At 68.4% G+C, this 2,195-nt stretch carries 3 protein-coding genes; 1 reads left to right on the plus strand and 2 read right to left on the minus strand.

Features of this window, described 5'->3' with window-relative positions; genetic code table 11:
• Together RMO97_RS17420 and sfsA are read right to left on the minus strand one after the other, a co-directional pair.
• On the minus strand, positions 1-399 hold a 399-nt coding region (locus RMO97_RS17420; RefSeq protein ID WP_310542284.1), incomplete at its 3' end, for a M24 family metallopeptidase.
• Positions 400-404: 5 nt separating this feature from the next.
• Complete coding sequence (gene sfsA / locus RMO97_RS17425) at positions 405-1,124, minus strand: DNA/RNA nuclease SfsA (RefSeq protein ID WP_310542285.1); 720 nt, start codon at positions 1,122-1,124, stop codon at positions 405-407.
• 57 nt (positions 1,125-1,181) lie between these two features.
• Between sfsA and RMO97_RS17430 the strand changes: the two genes are divergently transcribed.
• Positions 1,182-1,949 (plus strand): molybdopterin-binding protein, encoded by a 768-nt coding sequence (locus RMO97_RS17430; RefSeq protein WP_310542286.1) that lies wholly within the window; start codon positions 1,182-1,184, stop codon positions 1,947-1,949.
• Positions 1,950-2,195: the final 246 nt, after the last annotated feature.

Here is a 2,195-nt window from a genome sequence, read left to right on the forward strand (position 1 = left end):
GGCGCGCGGGGCGATCGCGCCGACGCCGTACATGCGGCTGTGATCCCCGTGCCAGCCGTCGACGATGACGGTGACGTCGATATTGGCGATGTCGCCCTCGCGCAGGGCCCGCTCGCTGGGAATGCCGTGGCAGACTACGTGGTTGACCGAGATGCAGACCGTGCGGGTGTAGCCGCGATAGCCCAGGCAGGCGGGCAGGGCCTTGTGATCGAGAATGAATTCCCGGGCCATGCGGTCCAGGTCGTCGGTGACGGCGCCGGGCACGACGTGCGGCGTCAGCATGTCCAGGCACTCGGCGGCGAGCTTGCCGGCGGCGCGCATGCCGTCGAATCCTTCCGGGCCATGGAGGCGGATCTCGCCGGTGCGGGTCTCGGCCTCGAGGACGTCGGTCAGGGTCATGCTCGTTACTCCGCGACGGTGGGGGCGTCGCGCCAGGGGATGGCGTGGGTGATGCGGATGGCGTCCGCACCGATGTGGCAAGCATAGCACAAAACCTCAACCCCCGCCTTCGCCGCGTCGATCAGGCCGGCGGCGTATTTGGGATCGAGTTCGGCGCAGGCGGCGAAGGCGTCGCAGTCGGTGCGCTGGATCACGAACAGCATGACCGCCCGGTGGCCCTGGGCGGCCATGGCCTTCAGCTCTCCGAGGTGTTTCAGCGAGCGGGCCGCCACGCAGTCGGGGAACTCGGCCAGGGTCCCGGTGCGCTTCAGGTGACTGTTCTTGACCTCCAGCCAGCAGGGCGGGCGACCCGGGCTCTCCAGCAGGAAGTCGATGCGGCTGGCGACCCCGTAGTTCACCTCGCGGCGGATGGAGGCGTAGCCGGCCAGCTCCGGAATCAGGCCCAGGTCCAGGGCCTCGGCCACCAGCCGGTTGGGGTGCATGGTGTTGATCCCCACCAGACCGCCGTCGACCTCGACGATCTCCAGGGTGTGGGCCAGCTTGCGCTTGGGATTGTCCGACGTCGAGATCCAGACGGGGAAGCCCGGGGTGTTCAGCCCCAGCATGGCGCCGGGGTTCGGACAGTGGGTGGTCAGCTCCGTCCCGTCGTCCACCACCACATCGGCGAAGAACCGCTTGTAACGGCTGACCAGGCGGCCACGAACGAGCGGTTGGTCGAAGTCCATGGGCGCGGCTCGTCCGATACGCTAAGCGGAAACCTGATCTAGGCGAGGAGAGCGGCGATGGGTAGTCCGGCGGGGCAGGGGGCGGTGACCGCCGCGGTGCTGATCATCGGCGACGAGATCCTCTCGGGCCGCACCCAGGATACCAACCTGCGTGACATCGCGCTCTATCTCGGCGTCCATGGGGTGGACCTGCTGGAGGCCCGCACCGTCTCCGACGTGCATGAAGATATCATCGCCGCCTTGGACGCCCTGCGGACCCGCTACGACTATGTCATCACCACAGGCGGCATCGGCCCCACCCACGACGACATCACCGCCGATGCGGTAGCCGCCGCCTTCGGGGTCGAGCTCTACGAACACCCCGACATCATCGCCATGATGACCGCCCGGTGGGGCGCCGAACCCAACGCGGCCCGGAGGCGCATGGCGCGGGTGCCGGTGGGCGGCGATCTGGTGAAGAACCCGGTCCAGGGCCCGCCCGGCTTCACCATCGGCAATGTCTTTGTGCTGGCCGGCGTGCCGCAGATCATGCGCGGCATGCTGGAGGACGTGGGTCATCGGCTGAAGGGCGGTGCGGTGGTGTTGAGCCGCACGGTTAGGGTGGAAGGCTCGGGCGAAGGCGTGATCGCCGCGCCGCTGGAGGCGGTGGCCAAGGCGCATCCGGGTATGAGCCTGGGGAGCTACCCCTTCTACGGCGAGGGCGGTTATGGCTCGAACCTGGTGATGCGCGGGCGGGACGCCGCGGAGCTGGAGGCGACGGTGGCGGAGTTGATCGCGGCGCTCGAGGCGGCCGGGGTGGCGAAGGTGGCGGAGCTGACGGTCTGAGGCGCGGGGTTCAACCGTAAAGGATCGTTTAGTGCCGGAGCTCTGCGCAGAGAGGATTTGTTAGAGTTCGGGGGATCAAGATTGAGTCTTTCGTGGAGAGACCGCAGCGATGCCCCGTCCCCAGAAACGTCCTCCCGTAGCCCGCGAGCCCAACGAGGCTGTCGAGGTCGCTGATCCCCCCGAGGCGGTGCTCCCCTCGACGTTCCGTGTCGCCGGCGGTGCCTCTGCGGCGATCGTCAGTCCGGC

The sequence above is a fragment of the Phenylobacterium sp. genome (genome assembly GCF_031425575.1).
In the GTDB taxonomy this organism is placed as follows: Bacteria; Pseudomonadota; Alphaproteobacteria; order Caulobacterales; family Caulobacteraceae; genus Phenylobacterium.

Excerpts from the sequence above, each read along its gene's own strand:
- sfsA (WP_310542285.1), bottom strand. The coding sequence starts at position 1,124 with ATGGACTTCGACCAACCGCTCGTTCGTGGCCGCCTGGTCAGCCGTTAC.
- RMO97_RS17430 (WP_310542286.1), top strand. The coding sequence starts at position 1,182 with ATGGGTAGTCCGGCGGGGCAGGGGGCGGTGACCGCCGCGGTGCTGATC.